Source organism: Algibacter lectus (genome assembly GCF_900112395.1).
GTDB lineage: Bacteria > Bacteroidota > Bacteroidia > Flavobacteriales > Flavobacteriaceae > Algibacter > Algibacter lectus.
In genome coordinates this window covers 66,841-89,732 of the sequence record NZ_FOLN01000006.1, presented here as the reverse complement: position 1 = coordinate 89,732, position 22,892 = coordinate 66,841, and the positions used below count along the sequence as shown (strand labels likewise).

General features: G+C 30.9%; 19 protein-coding genes. 8 read left to right on the top strand and 11 right to left on the bottom strand.

Translation table 11 applies throughout. From position 1 onward, the window contains the following. Positions 1 to 2 precede the first annotated feature (2 nt). The 3 genes from BM246_RS11720 to pglZ are packed head-to-tail and all read left to right on the top strand — an operon-like array spanning position 3 to position 5,602. Positions 3 to 1,574: a hypothetical protein gene (locus tag BM246_RS11720; RefSeq protein WP_074938093.1), complete on the top strand. Its 1,572-nt coding sequence runs from the start codon at positions 3 to 5 to the stop codon at positions 1,572 to 1,574. Positions 1,575 to 1,587: 13 nt separating this feature from the next. Then, complete coding sequence (locus tag BM246_RS11715) at positions 1,588 to 3,063, top strand: hypothetical protein (protein WP_074938091.1); 1,476 nt, start codon at positions 1,588 to 1,590, stop codon at positions 3,061 to 3,063. A 40-nt stretch (positions 3,064 to 3,103) separates the two neighbouring features. Beyond that, positions 3,104 to 5,602: a BREX-1 system phosphatase PglZ type A gene (gene pglZ, locus BM246_RS11710; RefSeq protein WP_074938089.1), complete on the top strand. Its 2,499-nt coding sequence runs from the start codon at positions 3,104 to 3,106 to the stop codon at positions 5,600 to 5,602. Between the two features lie 243 nt (positions 5,603 to 5,845). On the opposite strand, the gene BM246_RS11705 is transcribed toward pglZ, so the two are convergent. The 9 genes from BM246_RS11705 to BM246_RS11665 all read right to left on the bottom strand — a co-directional run bounded on the left by BM246_RS11705 (position 5,846) and on the right by BM246_RS11665 (position 13,541). Then, positions 5,846 to 7,042, bottom strand: coding sequence for a primase-helicase family protein (locus BM246_RS11705; protein ID WP_074938087.1), 1,197 nt, complete (start codon positions 7,040 to 7,042; stop codon positions 5,846 to 5,848). 2 nt (positions 7,043 to 7,044) lie between these two features. Beyond that, complete coding sequence (locus tag BM246_RS11700; protein WP_074938085.1) at positions 7,045 to 7,374, bottom strand: hypothetical protein; 330 nt, start codon at positions 7,372 to 7,374, stop codon at positions 7,045 to 7,047. 4 nt (positions 7,375 to 7,378) lie between these two features. Continuing rightward, positions 7,379 to 7,780, bottom strand: coding sequence for a hypothetical protein (locus BM246_RS11695; protein ID WP_074938083.1), 402 nt, complete (start codon positions 7,778 to 7,780; stop codon positions 7,379 to 7,381). A 74-nt stretch (positions 7,781 to 7,854) separates the two neighbouring features. Then, complete coding sequence (locus BM246_RS11690) at positions 7,855 to 8,190, bottom strand: helix-turn-helix domain-containing protein (RefSeq protein WP_074938081.1); 336 nt, start codon at positions 8,188 to 8,190, stop codon at positions 7,855 to 7,857. Positions 8,191 to 8,289: 99 nt separating this feature from the next. Next, positions 8,290 to 9,390: a hypothetical protein gene (locus BM246_RS11685; RefSeq protein WP_074938079.1), complete on the bottom strand. Its 1,101-nt coding sequence runs from the start codon at positions 9,388 to 9,390 to the stop codon at positions 8,290 to 8,292. A gap of 10 nt (positions 9,391 to 9,400) precedes the next feature. Further along, positions 9,401 to 10,645, bottom strand: a complete 1,245-nt coding sequence (locus BM246_RS11680) for a tyrosine-type recombinase/integrase (RefSeq protein ID WP_074938077.1) — start codon at positions 10,643 to 10,645, stop codon at positions 9,401 to 9,403. 264 nt (positions 10,646 to 10,909) lie between these two features. Then, positions 10,910 to 11,062, bottom strand: coding sequence for an SsrA-binding protein (locus tag BM246_RS11675; protein ID WP_074938075.1), 153 nt, complete (start codon positions 11,060 to 11,062; stop codon positions 10,910 to 10,912). Between the two features lie 503 nt (positions 11,063 to 11,565). Next, positions 11,566 to 13,179 carry a M56 family metallopeptidase gene (locus BM246_RS11670; protein WP_074938073.1) on the bottom strand — a complete coding sequence of 538 codons (1,614 nt, stop codon included), beginning with the start codon at positions 13,177 to 13,179 and terminating at the stop codon, positions 11,566 to 11,568. A 2-nt stretch (positions 13,180 to 13,181) separates the two neighbouring features. Further along, positions 13,182 to 13,541 carry a BlaI/MecI/CopY family transcriptional regulator gene (locus BM246_RS11665; protein ID WP_074938071.1) on the bottom strand — a complete coding sequence of 120 codons (360 nt, stop codon included), beginning with the start codon at positions 13,539 to 13,541 and terminating at the stop codon, positions 13,182 to 13,184. A 232-nt stretch (positions 13,542 to 13,773) separates the two neighbouring features. Here BM246_RS11665 and BM246_RS11660 point away from each other — a divergent pair, with 232 nt between their 5' ends. From BM246_RS11660 to BM246_RS11650, 3 genes are all read left to right on the top strand, one after another. Beyond that, complete coding sequence (locus BM246_RS11660; protein WP_042503052.1) at positions 13,774 to 14,718, top strand: calcium/sodium antiporter; 945 nt, start codon at positions 13,774 to 13,776, stop codon at positions 14,716 to 14,718. A 12-nt stretch (positions 14,719 to 14,730) separates the two neighbouring features. After that, positions 14,731 to 15,246 (top strand): GNAT family N-acetyltransferase, encoded by a 516-nt coding sequence (locus tag BM246_RS11655; protein WP_074938068.1) that lies wholly within the window; start codon positions 14,731 to 14,733, stop codon positions 15,244 to 15,246. Positions 15,247 to 15,357: 111 nt separating this feature from the next. After that, complete coding sequence (locus BM246_RS11650) at positions 15,358 to 16,659, top strand: protein kinase (RefSeq protein ID WP_074938066.1); 1,302 nt, start codon at positions 15,358 to 15,360, stop codon at positions 16,657 to 16,659. A gap of 13 nt (positions 16,660 to 16,672) precedes the next feature. Here BM246_RS11650 and BM246_RS11645 read toward each other — a convergent pair whose 3' ends face one another. Both BM246_RS11645 and BM246_RS11640 read right to left on the bottom strand, forming a co-directional pair. Further along, on the bottom strand, positions 16,673 to 17,509 hold the full coding sequence (locus BM246_RS11645; protein WP_042503047.1) for a phosphatase PAP2 family protein: 837 nt from the start codon (positions 17,507 to 17,509) through the stop codon (positions 16,673 to 16,675). A gap of 465 nt (positions 17,510 to 17,974) precedes the next feature. Beyond that, a complete protein-coding gene (locus tag BM246_RS11640) occupies positions 17,975 to 18,997 on the bottom strand; it encodes a glutamine synthetase beta-grasp domain-containing protein (protein WP_042497348.1) in 1,023 nt (340 codons plus the stop codon). Positions 18,998 to 19,317: 320 nt separating this feature from the next. Between BM246_RS11640 and BM246_RS11635 the strand changes: the two genes are divergently transcribed. Then, the gene (locus tag BM246_RS11635; RefSeq protein ID WP_042503045.1) at positions 19,318 to 21,504 is read left to right on the top strand and encodes a glutamine synthetase III family protein; all 2,187 of its coding nucleotides are present in this window, start codon (positions 19,318 to 19,320) and stop codon (positions 21,502 to 21,504) included. 204 nt (positions 21,505 to 21,708) lie between these two features. Then, on the top strand, positions 21,709 to 22,887 hold the full coding sequence (locus BM246_RS11630) for an AIR synthase related protein (protein ID WP_042503042.1): 1,179 nt from the start codon (positions 21,709 to 21,711) through the stop codon (positions 22,885 to 22,887). The last annotated feature ends 5 nt before the right edge of the window (positions 22,888 to 22,892 follow it).

Here is a 22,892-nt window from a genome sequence, read left to right as displayed (position 1 = left end):
ATATGGAAAAGTATTTTTTAATTTTAAAAACAGTCAATTTGGGTCATTATTTTTCAAGAGGCCTAATAACTCCAAGTAATTATATTAATAGTTGGATTGATGATTTTCAATGCAAAATTGATAATACAATTTTACTTACGCATAATTTAGTTTTGGATGAATCTACTTGTGGAATTGAACTTGAAATTGTCGAAGACGAGAAGCAATACATAAAAGAAATCAGTAATGGTTTTTCTATTTTAAATAGACCATTACCAATCTCAAGAATAAAGAATATATATTTTGAAAATGAAAAACAAAGTGAAACAACTATTTTAAACATAGAAAGTGCAGACGCATTTGTTCCGAAAGAAATTATCAAAATACACGAAGAAGAATCTGATTCTAATTTAGAGGTTTTTGATTTTAGTTATCAAACACCTTTAGATGAAGAGTTGATAATTAAACAAAAGTTATTTGATAAACTCCTTGGAGGTTTTGCTTTGATGAGAATAGCAAAGGAGGATGATTTTAAAGAATATTCAGAGAATTATTTCAACTATTTAGCTTTTATAAATTACGAAGTAAGAAATAAAATAAAAGATTTAAATATAGATTTTAATACAGATTTAATTAAAGCCATAGAAATAGGTGATTATGAGAAGCTACCTTATATATATAAAGAAATGAATGTAGCTATAGCAAATAAATTACTAAATAAAAATTTACCTATTTCTAAATTTGGTGTCATTCAAGTCGACAAAATTGCCAAAATAAAAGAGTTTATTTTGGCAATTTTGTCAACATATGGAAATGACTATGGAAAAATAAAAAAAATAGATGATTTTATATCCTCACTTACTAGTGGCAGATTTAATAAAAAGTGGGAAGAACAAATTTGTTTGTATTTTGGGATAAATCAAGGGTATAATGCTTTTGAAAACACTTATAGGTTTGATAATAAAGAGATTGTTGTTAAATTTAAATTGAATAGTGAATTAGATTATTCAATAATCGAAAGTATATATCAATATGTTTTTAATAATAAAAAAGAAAATTACCAATTTGATTATTTGAGTTGGTGTCCTAAATTTATAAATAATACTAATATACAAAAGTATGAAGTAATCAAGTTCTTTGATAAACAAGTAATAATTAAAAAAAAAATCATTCCTGGCTCTACAGAATATTTACAAAAATTGTTGGAGCAATTTTCAAAAATTAATGTATTTGAGATTAAAACTAAAATTTCTGAATTTTTTCAGATTATAATCGATGATATGAAAAAATTAAATTTTGATAATAATGAAGAGATAAAATCTTTAAAATTAAAACTTAAAGAAGTTGAAAACAAGAAAACGATTGAGTCAGAGTTAACTTTGAAATCAAATAACAAACTTGACTTAGATCAAACTGCGATAGAATTAGAAAATGACATATTAGCTGCAAGGTTAATAGCTTTAAATAAAATTACACAGATCGGAGAATTAAAAGGAATAGCAAAATTTGTTGGAATAAAAAATAAAGGACCTTTTGTTAAAAAAGATTGCGAAAAGTTGAAAAATTTAATAATTGAGAAATTGAAAGAACAATAGAATCAGTTTATTTATGAGCATAATAGGTAAGCTAAATATTGAGTCAAAAACTTCTGAATCATTAAGTCATTTTTTAAAAGATAATATTGATGTTGTTTATAATTTCGTCTTAAATAAAAAACAATCAAAGTTAGCTTTATTGAAAGATGAAATTAATGAGTATTTTTTGAATAATTTTCTTGTAATTAAATCTTTAGATATTCGTGTTGATGAAAATCAAATGTTTATTGATTTACTTATAGATTTGTCAGAACGTCTTAATTTATCTTTTTATTTTAAAAGGTTTTGTAGAATTAAAGTTAGAGCAGATTTGTCAATTAGTAAAAAAAACGAAGCGGCTTCTCTTTACATGAATGGACTTAGGTCATTTCAAGATTTTGAAAATATCCTAGATAGCTTTTTAATAAAGTTGCAATTTGCATTTGAGCATGAAGAGGATAATAACAAAAGAGTAATAGCATTATTTTTTAATTTTTATGCCAATGTAATTCTTGATTTTGGTAAAATGAACATGCCTAGTTTAATTGGGTTTGTGAATGAGATTAAACATAAATCAAAGAATTTTCCATTTCTAACTGGTAGTATTTCTGATGAAATATTTGAGCTTGAAATATCAAAAGACTATAAATTAGCGTTTAATTCAATTCATTTAATAATTGATGAATATCTTCAAAGAGAAGATATTGTTTTATTATTTAACAAGGCAACATATTTAATTGAGTTAGAAACGGAATATGCAAGCCGATTATCAGATGTGGAAACGGATTTATATGATATTAGAAATCTTGCTTCTTCTTTTTATAGTGGTGCTGACTCTACATTTTATTCGCTTGGAAGAGGAGTTGCTATTTTAACTGAAGAACAACAGCTTTATGCCTATCTTCATAGTTATGGTAAGATGCATTTTGCTAAATGTAATTATGCTTTTAGTTTACTTCCAGAAGATTTTTTCTTATATAATATTGAAATTATTGACTGGGGTTGTGGTCAAGCGATGGCTTCAATGTCTTATTTAGATTTTCTTCAAAAAAAAGATATAAATCAAGATATTGAAAAGATTAATTTAAATGAGCCTTCTGAAATAGCATTAAAGCGTGGAGCTCTACATTTAACTAAATATGATGAAGCAATTAATTTAACAACCGTAAATAAAGATTTAGATTCTATTAAAAAAGAAGATTTTCAAGATTTTTATCCTAAAAATGTAAAACTTCATTTATTCTCAAACATTTTAGATATTGATAGTTACTCAACAAGACAATTATCTGATTTAATAAAAAGCAATTTTATAGGTCTAAACTATTTTGTCATTGTAAGTCCTTATATAACTGAATTAAAAACGAATAGAATAAATAATTTTATTTCAGAATTTGAGAATAGTTCAGAATTTGAACTTTTGGAATCTAAGAATAAGAAAAAAGGTGAATGGAAGGGGAATTGGTCATTAGTTTTAAGAGTCTTCAAAGTTAGAATTCTTAAAAAATATTAAAAAAAATACGAGTGTTTAAAAATCGAATTGTAGGATTTAAATGAATATAAAAATACAAGAAGCGTTAGAAAAAAAATTCCAAGATCACGATGTGATATTCTGGTATGACGAACGCGACGAATTAAAAGAAAGCTTTGATACACTGGTTATCGATGGTGTAGAAAAATGCCACATACAAAGTAATGAGTTTGAGATTAAATATAAAATAACATCTAATACTTCTAAAACGAAGTTTTTGGTGTATTCCAACCAGCCTAAGCCTAAAACCAATGAAAATTGGTTATTAGATTTAGAATTGGCTTACCATGTATTTCATACAGATCAAGAAGCTATTATTCTTCAAGATTTAGGATTAGATTTAAGTTTAAGAGAATTAGTTGCAGATCATATGCTATTTTTTAAATCGAAAGAACGTATTGATAAGCTAAAAGAGCTTCTAGGGAAAGGAGATGTTTTAAGAGACATTAGATATAAAATGGTAGCTGTAACGCTAAACACCGATTACGTTAATTTAAATACGTTTATACACGCACATGGAACTGCTTTTGCTAACGGTAATGAAAAGTTACAAAGAGATTTAGAGCGCTATGAATTATCAGATTTCTATTGGAAACAAATTTTAAATAAATTTAACTATAGTAGTGATTCACCTTCTATATACGATTTTCTCGTAGAAGCATTTTCTGATAATTTTAATGTGACTGATAAACCAAGTTTATCTAAAGAAACGAGGCTTTTACTATCGCTTTGGAAGGATACCATTACTTACAGAGAAGGCTTTGATAAAATATCGGCAAAAATTGCTAATGATATACAAATAGAAAGTGCACTTAACACGCTGCCTTTAGAAAAAGCAGTTAGTGATGAGCTTTTTAAGTTAACGGATAAAAAAATAATATACGATTTAGTACAACGTCTAATTACAAATGACATTGCTAACGATACTTTGCAGAGCTATATAAAACAAAGGGAACATACGTTTTGGTATAGACCACATTTTGAAGCATTTTATGAAAGTGTTTCGTATGCCGCGCAATTAATGCATGACCTTCAAAAATTAAAAATAGATTTTAAATCTATTGAAGATGGATTAGAACAATACACATCAACTCTTTATGAAATAGACTTTTTATATAGAAAGTTTATTCTTAACTACCGAAGAACAAACCAAGATACAGTATTAAGTGAATTGGCAGAAAAGGTAGAAAAATTATATACTAATGATTGGCTATTGCATTACAATGATAAATGGCAAACAGTAGTTGATAACCTTGAGACTTGGCCAGTAAAAAAGTCTTTTAGTCAAAGACAGTTTTTCAAGAATTATATTCAACCATTTGTAGATAAAAAACAACGTGTTTTTGTTGTTATATCGGACGCTCTGCGTTTTGAATGTGGAATGGAATTAAATACACGATTGACACAAGAAAATAGATACGATAGCGAAATAAATGGTGCAATAACATCATTACCGTCTTACACAGAGCTTGGTATGGCATCTTTACTTCCTCATACAGAATTATCAGTAAAAAATGGAACGGACCAGGTTCTTGTAGATGGAATGACTTCAATGGGTATTGCTTCACGTTCAAAAATTTTGGCTAAAAATTCAGGAACACGAGCAACAGCTATTTTAGCTGAAGATTTTATGAAATTTAGTGCTAATACAACAGGTCGCGATTTTGTAAAGCAATATGATGTTATATACATCTATCACAATGACATTGATGATACAGGAGATGATACAACATCTCAAGATAAAGTATTTGATGCCGTAGAAAATGAGTTAGATTTCTTTATGGATTTACTTAAGAAAATATCTAATATGAACGGTAATAATATGATTATTACTTCGGATCACGGTTTTATATATCAACATGAAACGTTAGAAGAAAGTGATTTTACATCTGCGGATATTAAAGGCGATGTAGATAAACACAATAGAAGATTCGTTTTAGGTACTAATATTACTGCAAACGATGCTGTAAAATCATTTACGCACAAACAATTGGGCTTAGAAAGCGAAGGCGATGTGCTTATCCCGAAATCGGTAAATAGGCTAAGAGTTAAAGGTGCTGGTTCTAAATTCATTCACGGCGGAGCATCATTACAAGAAATTGTGATACCAGTAGTTAAAGTGAATAAGAAACGTCAGGATACAACAGCTCAAGTAGATATAGATATTATAAAATCTTCGGATAAGATTACTACTAATTTGTTAGCGGTTTCATTTATTCAAACCGATGAAGTAAATGACAAAATGCTGGAAAGAAAAATAAGAGCCTCTATTGTTGCAGAAGATGGCACATTATTGAGTGACCAGTTTACATATACCTTTGATATTAAAGAAGAAAATCAACGACAACGCGAAGTTAAAAACAGGTTTCAACTAACCGCTCAGGCTAGTGGAAAGTATAAAAGTCAGCGTGTTAAATTAATCTTGGAAGAACCAATGGATCGCGCCAATAAATGGAGAGTTTACAAAGAATATTTCTACACGCTTAATATTTCTTTTACTAATGATTTTGATAAGTATTAATTCTTATTAGAAATAAAGCAGTAGCTATACAATATAAAAAAAACACAAGCTTTTAAAAATACAGCAAAATAATGTTGTTTGTTGCTTATTTTCTCTGAAGTATAAGAAAACAGGCTATTGATTGTAAACATTGAAGAAACAAGCTATCAACATGTGTTAAGTTTTAATTGTTGCTTCATAGTTGCTTTTGTGTTTATACCGTAAATACCAGCTAGCATGGATTTACAGTAATTATTCAACAAATCAACCTATGTTTTCAAACAATTCTTTCGTGAAAGTATAATGACGTCCTTTATGCATGCTTTCTTCGACAATTGGCTTGTTTGCAGTAGATAAAGACATGTGGTGCTTTATATATGTGCTGTTTTTAGGTTCTAATTTATAGATGCTTCTTATGAGTTCAGAGACTTTAAAAGAGCTCGTTCTAATGTTGTTTTTGTTTAGTTTTTCAACCAAATCACCAATAGAATATTTTAATTCTTCGGCATCAAACTGTAAAAACTCATCGGATATTATTTGCTCTAATTCTTTGTTGATAAAGGTTTTATTTCCGCTCATTAGTACAGCTAAAGCACTTGTGTAAATCTGCTCTTTTGTAAACCACATTCTTGTTTTTCTAGGACATGATATTGTTCTGGTTTTAATGTGGTTAATGAAATAAGGTAATTCTTTTTTTAATGACTCTAAAAGATTGGGGTCGTCTTTGGATAAATCGAAAGGGATTATTTTACGTACCCAATATCTTATTTCGGAATTGTCGATGTAAACAAAGTTTTCCTCGTTATTTGAGCATAGTATAAATTTTCCGAAAAAACCGCCTTCGATTTTATCCTTGCCTTTAGCTTCACTTTTGTAAGTTTTGGCAGTAGCTAAGTTTTTTAATCGTTCACTATCTTCTCTTCTGTCTAGTAATACTTCATCGACTGCAATAATTAGTTTTGATGCCCAATCCGAATTAAATCGACTTCGAAAGTCTTCATTATTATTGATGGTCATATTATTTTGGAATATTAATTTTACCCAATTAATAAAAGTGGTTTTACCTGTATTTCGCTCATTACTAACAAGGCATAAAATGGGTAATACTTGTGTCGGGTTTTTCCATAAAATGCTGAAGTAATCCAAACCTATTTGATATTGTTCACCAAAAATGTGCCTTAAGAATTTTTCTGTGTTTGGAAAAATACCATTGCTTATATTGTGTTCTAATTTTTCATATTTATTATAAAAACCATTTATACCAGATTGGTAATTGTTATGTGACGGTATCAAACAAAAACCATCATATTTAGGAATATTTTTCAGATATTCTTTGTCATAATCCATGCCTATTTCCTGTTTTGACCATGGAACTAGCATTTTTATTGTGTCGGTGCTGTTTAATGGCATTTTTACTATTTTATAGTAAGTAGTGCCTATTCTTAAATATTTATTTTCCATGATTATACATTTACAGTTAAACAGCCTAAACGACTTGAGTCAATTTCTTTATATTTTTTAGTAAATAAAATGTTTACTACCACACCATTAATGGATACGTCCGCTTTGCATATTTCCACGATGTCTTTTTCTATTTGGTGAAGTGGTAACCTTGGATTATACGTTAGTTTTTTTATTATAAAATCAATTTTTAAAATCAAATTATTTATCATCGCTAATGAAAAAGGGTGATCACTTTTTATTGTGTTTATTTTGTATAGTTCTAATCGAAGAGCTTCTAACTCGCTTAAACCAATTGGTCCGTATGTGGTATTTTCTAATATGTTTTTCATTTTTTTATTTGTAAGTTATTATTTGTCTGTATGTGTCAAAGTAAGGTCTAGAGCCATTTTCTGCTGGAGGCATATTTTTAACTAAAAATGTTTTGTGTGAACCATTATTTAAAAGGTTTTTAATATCTCCTTTTGTCGCAGGCATGTTTTCTTCTTTTGTTAGTATTTGGGTTACTAAATTAGTTGCAAAAGTACCTACGGCTGCATTGCCAACACCTACCCAACTCATTTTGTCTTTTGTTGTTGGAGTTTTTTCTTTTTTTGTTTTGAGTAAATTGGTCTTAGCTTTTTTTCTTTGATTAAAAGCGTTTACTCTGCAACTATTGCAACAGTACTTTTGCTTAAACCTTCTTCTAGGGGTGTATTCTACACCACAATAGTTACAATTGTATGTATATCTGTCCATTGCTCGTTATTTTAACGTTAGACTAACGATTACTGAAATCGAATTTTCGGAAAACCTTGTGTTTTTACTGCCCATTATTTAGAAAATTTTCTCTTGTTGGACAATAAGGTATCGGTATCAATACCAACTTGAATAATAGTTTTTTGTTTTCCTTGTTTAATCCAACCTATTATTTCGGACTTGAAGAAGAATAAACGACCATTTTTTTTATGGTATGGGATTTTGTTTTTTTGACAATACCCGTAAAGTGTAGGTTTGGTGTAACCAGTTAGTTTTTCTATTTCATCAATAGAAAGAGGATCATCATTTTCTTTTTGTATTTCTGCCTTTTGGAGGAAAAAGGCTTTTAATTCTTTGAGGTCTTTTTTTACCTCTGCAACGTCTTGTTGCGTTTGTTCAAATGCTATCATTGTAATATGTTTTGATTAATATTAAACAATGATAGTAGTTTGTTGTGTGTTAGGTAATTAGATAGATTTAAGGGTCGTTAATTTAGAGTTAAGAGAACCTTATTTAGACTTATGGAGCTTAATTGTAATTATTTTGTTGCTTGTTTTGTGGAACTTTTCATGATCTATTAGGTTAAATCCATAAAAACTATTGTTCATAATATTGAAGTATTTTTCCTTTAGATTTTTGTTGTTTTTCTCAAATTTAGAACATTCAGTTAGGAAGTTTTGAAATACGCTTCGTATGTCGATTTTATCTCTACTAAACTCAACGTCAAAGTTTTGTTTAATAGGTTTGCAGTCCACAAAGGTTGCTTTAATAAATATGATTAATTTTTCTTCATTCAGGTAAAATTTTTGTTTTGAGTTTATTACCTGTGTAAGTATTTTGAAATAATTATAAACTTGCTCAATACTTAATCTAGGAATTAAATTATTATTGAGTTTAAACAAAACATCCTGATCGATACTGTTTGAAGGAGGGGGAGATAAAAGTTCAATTTCTCTCTTTTTATTATAATACTTTAATTGTTTTTTTAAGAATTTTAATTGAGGTTTAACAAAATCAAATACAATTCTGTTTGTTGATGTTGCGATAATTATGTGGGTTTCTAATTCTTCAATTATCTGGTTTATTTTTGTTATTGCTGTGTGAGTTTCCATTTCAACAAAAGACTCACGTAGTAGTAATAAAGCATTGGTTAACAATGTGTTGTCAAGTGTTTCGGTATTAAAGTTTGATTTTCCTTCGTTATATTCAAAATTTTCAAAAAAATTGTTTGTTAATGACTTTACTAATTCTTTTGATTTGAATAAGTGCTTATTATTTTCAATAAAACCAACGTAAAGAGTGATAAGTATTAAAAACTCATCATTTACTGCTGAAAAATAGTTTTGACATGCCTTGTCTTCAGTAAGTTCACTATCCCCTTTGCATACTTTACACTTGTCTTTTACTTCTTTTGGTATTGATGAGTGAAATTTTTGGTAAATAGATTTTGTCCATTCATCATATAATGTGTCCTCAATTAAATATTTTTTAATTAAGTTAATATTTTTTTCAATCTCTTTTCCTATATCATTTTTTTTTAAAATATCGTCGGTTTGATTCTTGAGTTCAGGCATTGAAAGACTAAAACTATTATCTAATTTTTTTAGCATTATTTAAAGTTTAAAAATCCATTATTGAGTTAGCAAATTCTTTTTTAGCTTCATCTTCAAAACCCGCAAAATAATTTTTAGTTACGCTTAGGTCACTATGATTTAAAGCTTCACTAATAAACTCCATACTTGCGCCTTTACGTAATGAATTAGTTGCGAAGCTGTGTCTGGCATAGTAAAAGCTTATATCTTCTGGTAAATCGTTTGCAATGGCTATTCTTTTAATATGATCATTAACATAACGTGTAAAGTTTTTTATCTTTTTGTGCTGTTCTAAACTATCGTCAAGGTTGTCAATAATATCAAAAACAAAGCCTTTTTTGTTTTTATTTCCATATTTGGTAATAATGCCTTTTGTGAAGTCTGTTAGGTAAATTATGATTTTAGTTTTTTCAGCTGTTTTGTCAAAAGTTTTTGCTCTGTAATAAGTGAATTGGTCATCTTTAATATCGGAATATTTTAAAAGGGCAATATCTTTTGGATTCATGCCGTTACAAGCAAAACTAAAAAACCAAAAATCCCTAGATTTGGTTTCATTGAAAGTCGTAGCTTTAGCTTCAAATAGATTCTTAAGTTGATTTGAGTTTAATGCTTTTTTTACTTTTTTAGTCCTTGGTACTTTGTATTTGTTTTTGCCGAATGGGTAATGTTCGTTATTAAGGTCGTTTACCTCAATAGCATTGTTAAAAATAACTCGTAAGGTTCTAGTGTAAATAGATACAGTTGTGTAGCTTTTACCTAAATCCAGCATGTGTTTTTCGTAATCTTTTAACCAGTCTATATTAATATCTTGAAACCTAAGTTTTTCGACAGGACATTTTTTGATTTCTTTGCTGAAATTACCTAAAGAGTTTAGAGTGTATTTAAAACTTTCAGCAGTATTTATTTTATTGTTTTTAATGTTTTTTTCAATGGCGAGATTAAAATGATATAGTACATTGTTTTTATCTGATGTCTTTCTGAATAGTTTAAATTCAAATTTTTGAAAGTCAAAAACGTCCATTGTCTTTGCTTCATCATTAGCTCTATTCTCTATGGCTTGGAGCTTTAAACGTAAGTCTTTATTAGATCCTCTAAGATTTTTGTTTTTTGGGTTTAACCAAATATCTTTGTAATTTTTTTCTGATAAGTCAATGTCTAAGCTGTACCATTTTTCTTTTTTGCTTGCTTTGCCGTAAACACGAAGTTTTACGGGGTACATTCCAGTATCCTTTATTCTTCGAGTATCTAAGCGTATAGAGATGTTGTAACTCATAACATAATTGTTTCTGCAAATATATGTTATTTGCAGACTGTTTGCAGAAAAATTTACATAATAAACCAATAACAGTTATTAAGAGATATTAGTTTGTATTAGTTATAGTGTTGATAATCACATTATTTATGTAGTAAAGGGGTAGTTGTCGTGTGTGGTGTTTATTGATTACGGCTCAAGAGGTTACTGGTTTGAATCCAGTCGAGGTCACGAAAAAATAAGCTTCTAAGAAATTGGGAGCTTTTTTTATGCAATAATTTTAAATTAATCTAACGCGTTTTTAGTGACGTAAACACGCCAACCTATTATTGCTAATTGTAGTTTACTGGCTTTTGATAAATCGAGTTGTTTTTTAGAGTAACTTGGTAAGACTGCTTTGTTCACCTTTGCTAAAATTTTGAATATTTGCTTTTGCATCTATAACCTCTTTTTTTTGTAAAAATAGTAAAACTTATTCTAGACTAAGTTTTACATGTTTTGTGGTTAGATACTTGTAAGGATTGTGATAATTAAATCTACTACAAGTTTTGCAAGAGTCATCATAATTGTTAGTTTTAAAGGGTTAGTGTTATACTCAGTTTTTCGATTGAGTTTTCAATATATATTTTTAGAGAAGTATTCTCCAAGTGATTTTAGGTAAATCGGTGAAATTGAATGCGAATTTGTAAGTATAAAAATCATTTTTGTTTTAATATTTGAGTGACTTGCTTTGCGTGTGTTTTGAATTGTGTGTAAAATGTGTTAATATGGTTTTAAATTAAAACTTTTCAAGGGGTTTTTGAGGGTGTGTTTGAGAAACCAAGGGGGATTTGGTGTAAAACATAACGGTTTTTAATGGTTTTGTCTTTTTTGAAATTTAAAAAAACAAAAAAAGACACTCATTGCTGAGTGCCTTAATTTTGAATTTATGGGTTGGGAGTTTATTTTTTTGTGGTAATTTCTATAACGCCATTTTTACCTTTATCACCGTATTTATCAGTAGCGTTTTTATTTTTTAAAACATTCATTGATTCTATGTTTTCTGTGTCAAGATTTTTTAAGTCTTCGTAATTTACTTCTTCGTTGTCAACATACACCAAAGGTTGTTTGTCTTTCGCTATTTCTAATTTATGTTGTGTTTTTTTTGTTTGAACAGAATCTGAGTTTTTTTGATTATTGTTCTTAGTCGTAATTTCTATAGCTCCATTTTTAGCTTTTTCTCCATATTTATCAATAGCAGATTTTCCTTTAAGTACATTTATCGATTTAACGTTGTCTTCTTGTAAAGTAAAACCATTTTCTTCTATAATTTTACCGTCGATAATGTATAAGCGATCGGTGTCCGTTAGAACTTGCGCCTTTGTTATCTCAAGGCCTATTTTTAAGTTTTCATCATTACTATTTTTTATAGTGATACTATGGTCGCTTTTATCAATAATAATATTTATGGTTTTTATCGGGGCGCTAGAATTAGAGCTATAGCTCGTGCTGTAAGATGCTTTATAACTTACCGAAATTTTAATGTCGGTAATAAGGTTGTTTTTATTTCTTCTAAGTTTACCTATTTTTAATGAGTATCCTTTTTGCGCTAAATCGCTTTTAAGTTTTTCTATAGTATTGTCTGTGGTTTCTTTATGAATGTAAAGGTTTAGTTTGTCTTCCGAGGTTGTTAAATTATTAATGTTAGAAACATCCTCTGTTTTAGAATTGATAATAACCTCTTCGGTATTGAAACTCATTAAAAATAGAGTTAATAGCGGTAATACTATTGCATACTTAAATAAACTGATTTTTTTCGATTTTGATTTGTGTAACATAACGATTCGTTTTTTGATTAATGATGTGTGAAAATTATTGGTTAAAGCCATTTGATGAGATGGCAAACTTGTTTTTAGTAAGGTGATTTGATACGTTTTTTTACAATCTATTTGATGTTGAGTTTCATTATCGGCTATAAATTCTAAATTTTGCTTTAATGCTTTGTTGTAAAACCATATAAACGGATTAAACCATAGCGCAATACAACTAAGTTGCGTGAGTAAAACATCGATGGAATGTTTTTGATTGGAATGAATTTTTTCGTGAATTAGAATCTGTTCTAACTCGGTGTTGTTAAAGTTATTTGGGTTAAAAACAATCCAGTTGAAAAACGAAAAAGGCGATATGTTTTTGTCCGTTTTAATATAAGTGTATTTACCGTGTTTTTCTTTTTTGCTTCTAGAAATAACTAAACTTAAAGATGTAAGTTGTATTAAAAACCGAATGGAAAAACCGATGACACCTAGAAAATATATTGCGGGTAAATAATCTAATATACTAAAAGGTGTTTCAATATTTTCGGAAACTTCGGTAGGGATATTATTAAAATTTGGTACGTCTACAGGAGTGTATTCAATATAAATTGGAATCACTAAAAAAGGCAACACAAATGCAGTTACAATACCGAGTATTAAAAACCATCTATTCTCATTAAAAAAAGTGTCGCGTTGTAAAAACACTTTATAACTTACATAGAAAATGGCTAATAAAGCAGATACTTTTAATAGGTATTCCATAATTAATTGTCTTTTTCAATGAGTTTAATAATCTCTTTAAGCTCGTCTACGCTAATCTTTTCCTCCTTAGCAAAAAAGGACACCATGTTTTTGTAAGAGTTATTAAAATAGTTATTAATGGCTGTATTCATAAAACCTTTTCTATAATCTTCCTTAGAAACAATAGGGTAGTATTGGTGAGTTTTTCCGTAGGCATTGTAGGCTACATATCCTTTATCTTCTAAATTTCTAATTATAGTAGAAAGCGTATTATAATGCGGTTTGTCATTTTCTATTTCAGCCAAAACATCTTTTACAAAAGCCTTTTCTAGCCTCCATAAAATGTGCATTATTTCTTCTTCTTTGTTGGTTAACTTTTCCATTATGAATTAAAATGTTAATTATCAGTAGTTTTCAAATGTATAACTATTTTTGTAGTTATAAAACTAAAACAGCAGTTATTTAACTATTTTTTAAGTTTTCAAAAGTGTTTGTTCTTAATTTTAGCTGAGAGGTGGTCTTTAATTTATCTACTTACCTTATTGTTTAAAAAAAACTTTTCCCTTTTCGCTTTTCAATTTTCAGTTTCAATTATCTTCGCAAAAAAATATAGTTATGAGTTTACTTTGGGTTATCCTTGGTTTTATTTTATTGGTTGTTGGTGGCGAATTTTTGGTTCGTGCATCTGTAGCATTATCTTTTAAGTTTAATATCTCCAAAATGGTAATTGGAATGACGGTGGTTTCTTTTGCAACATCGGCACCAGAGTTACTCGTAAGTTTACAAGCCGCTTTGTCTGGATCGCCAGCCATTGCTATAACTAATGTTGTGGGATCTAATATTGCCAATATTGGTTTGGTATTAGGTATCACGGCTATGGTAAGCGTTATTGCTGTAGATAAATCATTTTATAAAGTTAATTGGCCTGTGATGATGGTGTTTTCTATAGCACTGTATTATTTTTTGAAAAACGATAGCATATTGTCGGCAATAGAAGGAGGTGTTCTGTTTGCAGGACTTATCGTGTTTTTAATATATTTAATAAGAAGCGCTAAAAAAGATACAGCTTCAGATGAGGTTGATGATACGTTGGCTACTGTTTCTAACTTTAAAATAGTGTTATGGCTATTAATTGGAGCAGCATCACTTTACTTCGGTAGTGAATGGTTAGTAGAAGGCGCTAAAGCTATAGCAGTTTCTATAGGGGTTTCCGAGGCTGTAATAGGTGTGTCGCTTATTGCAATTGGTACAAGTGTACCAGAGTTAGCAGCATCGGTTATTGCCGCAGCAAAACAAGAAAAAGCTATTTCTTTAGGGAATTTAATTGGCTCTAATATTTTTAATATTGCATCGGTTTTAGGGTTAACAGCTATGGTAAAACCAATTCCGGTAACAGAACCTTCTATTTTAAGTACAGATATTTTTTGGATGCTTGGTTTTTCGGCTATTTTAATTCCGTTAATATTTTTACCAAAACGTTTACAAATTAGCAGATTAAAAGGCTTTGCGCTAGTTGTTGGTTATGGCGTTTTTATGTTTTTGGTATTTACCGGAAAATAGATTTTTTGTAGTATGGTTAAAATAGTACAAGCAACAGTTAAAGACGCTCAATTAATTGCTAAAGTTGGACGTAAAACCTTTTTAGAATCTCACGGACATAGTGCTTCGGAAGATGATATTAAAAAATTTGTTAATAAAACCTATCAAGAGCAAGCTATAGCTGAAGAATTTAAAAACGAAAACGTTCAATACTATATTATTTCTTTTGAAGATGAAATTGCGGGTTTTTCAAAAATTGAAGTTAATGCTTTAAGTCCTTGGGTTGATGCGCCCGCTATTACCAAATTAGATCGGTTTTACTTATTAGAAGCCTTTCATGGTAAAAAACTAGGTGTAGAATTCTTCAATTTTATTATTGAAACATCTAAGCAGTATAAACAACAAGGAATTTGGTTGGCTGTTTGGGTCGAAAACTTGAAAGCCATAAAATTCTACACAAAAAATGAGTTTAAAATTGTTGGTGATTACAATTTTAAACTTTCCGATACGCGATCAAATCCTAATCATATTATGTTTAAGTCTTACTAGTTTTTTTTTCTTTATTTTGAATTTTTAAGCGGTAAATCATCCCGAAAAACCTGAGGTTTTTTGCTCTTTACACATCTATAATAGTTAGATTTGCAACTTCAAAATCGATACATGGTACATTCTTTAGAAGCATTAAAATCTGGACAATTAATAGGATCGAAAACATTAAAACTAGCTTGTGGTTTAGAAACGTTTCCGGAAGAAATTATATCGCTTTCCGAGACTTTAGAGGTTTTAGATTTATCAGATAATAATTTAACTTCTTTACCAGAAAGTATTACTCAGCTTAAGCATTTAAGAATTATATTTTTTGCAAGAAATAACTTTACGGAATTCCCAAGCATACTTGCAAAATGCCCTAATTTGAATATGATTGGTTTTAAATCAAATCAAATTAAAACAGTGCCAGAGCAAGCATTTCCACCATTATTAAATTGGTTGATTTTAACTGATAATAAAATTGAAAAACTTCCGAAAAGTATTGGAGATTGTACGTTGCTTCAAAAATGTGCTTTAGCAGGAAATTTAATTGAAGAATTACCTGTTGAAATGAAAGCTTGTGTGAATCTTGAACTCATTAGGTTTTCTGCTAATAAATTAAAATCGATTCCAGATTGGTTTTTTGAGTTGCCAAAATTAAGTTGGGTAGCTTTTGGAGGTAATCCTGCTGCTGCTAAAATAGAATTACAACCCGATTTTGAGGCTTTTGATTGGAACGATTTTTCTGTTAAAGAATTATTAGGAGAAGGTGCTTCTGGTTTTATTTCAAAAGCCTTTTGGAAATCGAAGAATAAAGATATTGCTGTTAAAGTATTTAAGGGCGATGTAACTAGCGACGGTTTACCAGATGATGAAATGGCTATTTCCATTGCAGCTGGTGCTCATGAGAATTTAATTCCTGTTTTAGGAAAAATTAAAAACCATCCGGAGGATAAAATTGGTTTAATAATGACGTTGATTTCTCCAGATTACGTCAATTTAGGAAATCCACCAAGTTTACAAACTTGTACACGAGATGTGTTTGATGAAACTTCTATTTTTAATGCAGATGAGTTATTGAAAATTGTAAAAAGCATAGCTTCGGTTTGCCAGCAATTACATAAAAAAGGTATTAACCATGGTGATTTGTATGCGCATAATATATTAGTGAATGCATCGGCAGATTGCCTTTTGGGTGATTTTGGTGCAGCTTCTTTTTACGATGTTAATTCTGAGCTTGCTCGTGCCATTGAGCGTGTAGAAGTACGTGCTTATGCTTGTTTAGTAGAAGATGTGTTAGGTCTTGTTCGTGAAAATGACATGAATACTGAACTTCTCGAAAAATGGCAGAAATTAATTGCTAATTGTACTGATGTAGATGTGAAAACTCGACCTACGTTTTCTGAGATTTTAGAGGCGCTTGATGAGTTTTAAAATAATTTTATACTTAGAAACGAACATTAAGCCCAATTTGCCCTGGTGCAAAAGATAAATCCCAATTTACCTTTTTATTGTTATATTTTTGATTGTATCTGGAGTCTAAATATTTATCTATAGATTCTACAATTAAAATGCTCATTACTGTCCCAAGGGCGACATCGGAAAACCAATGTTTACTGATTACAATTCTTGTAAATCCAGGAATCATGCCTACTGTGTAAATACCTGCTTTTATCCATGGACTCTTAAATTGTTTCGCAATGGCATAGGCATTCCCAAACGATAAAACGGTATGGCCAGAGAAAAAGGAATCGTAATTATTAACTTTTTTTAGTAATAAAGGATCAAAACTATTCGCTGAATCTCCAGTTAATGGTCTAGATCTTCCTAAAACACGCACGGTTACTTGCTGTAAAACTCCCCCTGTAATAGATGAAGCTAGCATTAAAACACCTGTTCTTCTAAGTTTTTCGTTTTTAATGAATAATCCTGTAAAATATACAGCGCCACTAAGGCTATAGTTTCCTTCCGGATTTGCTGTTTTTCCGCCAAAATGTAGCACGTTGTTAGGAATAGCACTTCGGAAACCATCAGACCAATGATCTATTTCATCATCTGCAAGTGTTAATAAAGCCGTTCCAGCCACTATTCCTGCAAAGTCTATCCATTGTTTATCTTTCCATTTTGTAGGCCTAGTAAAAGCATAACCAACACTTCTGCCAACACTACCCATATCGTATTTAAAGGTTTGCCAAATGGTTTGCTCTCCAAATGATTCCGGTGTGGTTTGTCCGTTCATGAAGTTTGAACAGAATAATAAAAAGACAATAAGCACTTTATTCATACAATTAATGGTGTTGGTAGATAATTGAAGTTATCTATCTGAAATGGGCGCGCAAATATATATTAATATCTTATTTAGAACTAATATATAGATATGTATTAATGTGTATAGAGATATGAGAGTAACTTATTGTTTTGAGACGAACACAGGCAGAAATTAGAAAGAAGCATAATGTTGCAAGAGTGGGGAACTCTTTTGTTAAGCTGAAACGTTAGCGAGAATACGCGTTAGGGATTGATGCGGCATCCTTTTTTGTGTGAGCATCACTGTTGTAAACAGTGCGGAAGTTTTGTGTTTGTCTATGATGTTGTAAATAGTTTAAAAACTGTAGTGGCACAAATAAAGATATAGCGGAAAGCCCGACCCTGTGGGTAACGCCCCAAAAACTAACTTTTTGATAAAATAAAAGCGCTAACAAATAAATGCTAGCGCTTGTATTATGAACAAAATGTTATGCTATGTGAATTATACCTTTGCAGATTTAACTGTTTTCACAATTCTTGCTGCAATTTTGTATGGATCAGCGTTTGAAGCAGGACGTCTGTCTTCTAACCAGCCTTTCCAGCCTTTTTCTACTGCGATTAAAGGAATACGGATTGATGCACCTCTATCTGAAATTCCCCAAGAGAAATCTGTAATAGCTGCAGTTTCGTGTAAACCTGTTAAACGTTGGTCGTTAAACTCACCGTAAACAGCAATGTGTTCTTTTACTACTGGGCGGAAAGCCTCGCAAATTGCTGCGTAAACTTCTTTGTCTCCACATGTTCTTAAAACATTGTTAGAGAAGTTTGCGTGCATACCAGAACCATTCCAATCCATATCTTTACCTAATGGTTTTGGGTGGTACTCGATGTAGTAACCATATTTTTCTGTTAAACGATCTAATAAATATCTTGAAATCCAAAGTTCGTCACCAGCTAATTTAGCGCCTTTTGCGAATAATTGGTACTCCCATTGTCCTGAAGCAACCTCTTGGTTAATACCTTCGAAGTTTAAACCTGCCGCGATACATAAATCTGCATGCTCTTCAACGAAATCTCTACCGTGTGTGTTTTTACCACCAACAGAGCAGTAATACATACCTTGTGGAGCAGGATAACCACCTACAGGGAAACCTAAAGGTAATTGTGTTTTATTATCCATAATGAAATACTCTTGCTCGAAACCGAACCAGAAATCATTATCATCATCATCAATAGTAGCTCTACCATTAGATACGTGTGGCGTTCCATCAGCATTCATAACTTCAGTCATAACTAAATAACCGTTGATACGATCTGGATCTGGGTAGATTGCAACAGGAACTAATAAACAGTCTGACGATCCGCCTTCTGCTTGTCTAGTAGATGATCCATCAAAAGACCAATTTCCTATTTCTTCTAATGTACCTTTGAAGTCTTCATGCTCTTCAACTTTAGTTTTACTTCTTAAGTTTTGAGTAGGGTGGTAACCATCTAACCAAAGGTATTCTAATTTAATTTTTGCCATAATGAATATTTTATAATTGAAATATTGATAATAATATCACAAATATATATTTTTAAGTTTTTACTACGAATTTATTAGGGGTGTTTTAACAAAGAGGTGACTTGTTTTTATTTATACCCTACTTTTTTGAGGATTATTTTAAAAAAAGTTGATTATTTATTGAAAATACTGAAAAAGTGTTAATAATATATTTAGGGTTTTTACGGAATTCTTGATTTTGGTGCCTATTTTTGCTCGAAAGTTTAATACTGATGTTGAGAATTAAATTTTTTATGAGTTATATTGAAGAATTATTAGAAAATATAAAACTGCTTTAGAAAATGTCTACACTTAGATTTCATGCCGTAAAAGAATCGTTGGCCTATAAACCTGTGCATATTGAGGAAAAGGAAAGACGATCGGATTTATTTGGTAAAAATGTGTTTAACGAAAACACGATGCGCCAATATTTAACCAAAGATGCCTTTAATGGGGTTATGAATGCTATAAGTCATGGTAAAAAAATAGACAGAAGTATTGCCGATCAAGTATCGTCTTCTATGAAAGATTGGGCTTTATCTAAAGGAGTTACGCATTACACGCATTGGTTTCAGCCATTAACAGGAGCGACTGCCGAAAAACACGATGCTTTTTTTGAAACTATTGGTGGTGGTATGGCTATTGAAAAATTTGGTGGCGACCAATTGGTACAGCAAGAACCAGATGCTTCTAGTTTTCCGAACGGAGGTATTAGAAACACTTTTGAAGCGCGTGGTTATACGGCTTGGGATCCTACATCGCCAGCTTTTATTTATCAAACAACATTGTGTATACCGACTATTTTTGTGGCTTATACAGGTGAAGCGCTAGATTTTAAAACACCTCTTTTACGCGCACTAAATGCAGTAGATACAGCAGCTACGGCTGTGTGTCGTTATTTTGATAAAAATGTAAAAAAAGTAACCAGTTCTCTAGGTTGGGAGCAGGAGTATTTTTTAATAGATAAAATGCTGGCTGCTAGCCGTCCAGATATTACACTTACTGGGCGCACTATGCTTGGGCATTCGGCAGCAAAAGGGCAACAGTTAGACGACCACTATTTTGGATCGATACCTAACAGAGCCTTAAATTTTATGCGTGAGTTAGAAACGGAGTGTATGCTTTTGGGAATCCCCGTGAAAACAAGGCATAACGAAGTGGCGCCTAATCAATTTGAATTGGCTCCTATTTATGAAGAAGCGAATTTGGCTGTCGATCACAATTCACTTTTAATGGATTTAATGGGGCGTGTAGCATCTCGACATAATTTTAAAGTGCTCTTTCACGAAAAACCATTTGCGGGAATGAATGGTTCTGGAAAGCATAACAACTGGTCGCTTTCTACAGATACTGGAGTAAATTTATTGGGGCCAGGAAAAACACCAATGAGTAATTTACAGTTTCTTACCTTTTTTATAAATACTATTAAAGCGGTTTACAAACATGAAGCCTTGTTACGTGCCTCTGTGGCATCGGCAAGTAACGATCATCGTTTGGGAGCTAGTGAAGCGCCACCAGCTATTATGTCGGTGTTTATTGGCGAGCAACTTACTAAGGTTTTAGATGAACTTGAAGGAGTTACAAAAGGAAAATTATCTCCACAAGAGAAAACAGAACTTAAGCTTAATGTTATAGGTAAAATTCCGGATGTTTTACTTGACAATACGGATAGAAACAGAACATCGTCTTTTGCTTTTACAGGAAATAAATTTGAATTTAGAGCTGTGGGATCTACTGCAAATTGTGGTAACCCGATGACGGTTTTAAATACTATTGTAGCAAAACAATTAAAAGATTTTAAAATTGAAGTTGATGCTTTAATCAATAAAAAAGATTTAAAAAAGGACGAAGCTGTTTTTAATGTTTTGCGAGAATATATAAAGGATACTAAAGCAATTTTATTTGAAGGAAATGGATATGGTAAACCTTGGGAAATAGAAGCGAAAAAACGTGGGTTGAGCCACAACAAGACCACTCCGGAGGCTTTAACTGCTAAAATATCTCAACAAACCATCGATTTGTTTGAAGAAATGAATGTTATGAGTAAAGTGGAAACTCAAGCGCGTTACGAAATTGAGATGGAAGCTTACAGTAAACATATACAGATAGAAGGTCGAGTTTTGGGAGATATTGCTCGAAACCATATTGTGCCAACCGCAATTAAATATCAAAATATTTTAATTAGAAACGTTCGTGGATTAAAAGAGATTTTTGAAGAGAAATATCACGATGTTTCTAAAGAGCAAATGCTTTTAATTGAAGAAATTTCGAATCATATAGAAGGCATTAACGCAAATGTTACTAAAATGGTAGATCAGCGTCGAAAAGCAAATGCCATTGAAGATATTGAAAAACGTGCTTTAGCTTATGCGAAAAAAGTAAAACCGCTGTTTGATGATATTAGGTATCACTGTGATAAATTAGAAATGCTTGTTGATGATGAAATTTGGCCATTAACGAAGTATCGCGAATTATTATTTACGCGATAATTAAAATACAATTCGTTTTTTAGTTGAAAAGAGATAAATGCAAGGTTTAAAACTTTTCTTTTATTTAGTTTTTACTAAAAAAGAATAGAGAATTGAAAATAATAAAGGGTTTAACCCATAAAATATCAAAACTTCTAAAATCCTGCTTTAAAAAAGTGGGGTTTTTTCATTCAAAAAAGTAAATTTGCAACACAATAGAATATTATGAGTCAAGAAGTTTCAAAACGATACGCACAACGAGGGGTTTCAGCATCAAAAGAAGATGTTCACAACGCTATTAAAAATATAGATAAAGGTTTGTTTCCACAGGCGTTCTGTAAAATAGTTCCTGATTATTTAACTAATGATGAAGATTATTGCTTAGTGATGCATGCAGATGGCGCAGGTACAAAATCGTCGTTGGCTTATATGTATTGGAAAGAAACTGGCGATGTTTCGGTTTGGAAAGGTATTGCTCAAGATGCGTTAATAATGAATATTGACGATTTATTGTGTATTGGTGCTACAGATAACATTATGTTATCGTCTACTATTGGTAGAAACAAAAGCTTAATTCCAGGAGAAGTGCTTTCGGCTATTATAAATGGTACCGAAGAACTTTTGGAAGATTTAAAATCTTTTGGAGTTACTATACATTCTACAGGTGGTGAAACTGCCGATGTTGGAGATTTAGTTAGAACCATAATTGTAGATTCTACCGTAACAGCACGCATGAAACGTAGTGATGTTATAGACAATGCCAACATAAAAGCTGGTGATGTAATTGTTGGTTTGGAAAGTTTTGGACAAGCCACTTACGAGAAAAGCTATAATGGCGGTATGGGAAGTAATGGGTTAACTTCTGCAAGGCACGATGTGTTTAGCAAGTATTTAGCCGAAAAATATCCTGAAAGTTTTGATGCCGCAGTACCTGAAGATCTTGTGTATTCTGGTGGTGTAAAATTAACAGATGCTGTGGAGAACTCTCCAATAGATGCAGGTAAACTTGTATTATCACCAACAAGAACTTATGCGCCTATTATAAAGAAAATTTTATCAACGTTTAAAAGTGATACTGTACATGGTATGGTGCATTGTTCTGGTGGCGCACAAACTAAAATTCTTCATTTTGTAGATCAATTTCATATTGTAAAAGATAATTTATTTCCAATTCCACCGCTTTTCAAGTTGATACAAGAGCAATCTAAAACAGATTGGAAAGAAATGTACCAAGTATTTAACTGTGGTCATAGAATGGAATTATACGTAACACCAGAAATAGCTGAAGATATTATTGCTATATCTAAATCGTTTAACGTCGATGCTAAAATTATAGGTAGAGTAGAAGCTTCTGAAACTAAAAAATTAAGCATAAAAAGTGAGTTTGGAGAGTTTGTATATTAATAACT